Annotated in this window: 1 pseudogene; it reads right to left on the minus strand. The window is 73.6% G+C overall.

From position 1 onward, the window contains the following. A pseudogene (locus ABD327_RS37395) lies at positions 1–503 on the minus strand (hypothetical protein); the annotation flags it as partial.

Consider the following 503-nt stretch of genomic DNA (forward strand, 5'->3'; position numbering starts at 1 on the left):
TCGCGCTTGATGTCGTCGGCGTGGACCGCGCGGAACTGGATGGCGATCTCGTCGGCCAGGGCGCCGAGCATGGCCAGGCCGTCGTGGAGCTGGCGGAGCATCTCGGTCACGGACTCGTGGAGGGGGTACTCGCCCTCCATGCGGGCGGTGTAGACGCGGACGGCGGTGGCGACGTTGACGGGCATCTCACCGAGCGTGTCGAGGTCGCGGGCGACCACCCACATGTCCTCGGGGGCGTAGGACGCGGCGGCGGCGGCCATCTCGGCGGACGCGGTGACGAGCGGGGAACCGGACATGGGGAACCTCCTGTGAGCGGTGCGGGTGTCGGCGGTGCGGCGCTGGGAGCGCTGTGTGGTCGGTGCTTCGGTGGGCTGCTTCGGTGCCTGCTCGGCGGCCGGAGCGGGGGCGGGGACGGTGGGGACGGGCTGCTGGCCGGGGCGGTCCTGCTCGGTCGTCTCGGCGGGGACGTCCTGGACGTCGGTGTCGACCTCGTGCCGCCACCC

Origin of the sequence: Actinocorallia aurantiaca, from assembly GCF_039533685.1 — a bacterium.
Lineage (GTDB): Bacteria > Actinomycetota > Actinomycetes > Streptosporangiales > Streptosporangiaceae > Actinocorallia > Actinocorallia aurantiaca.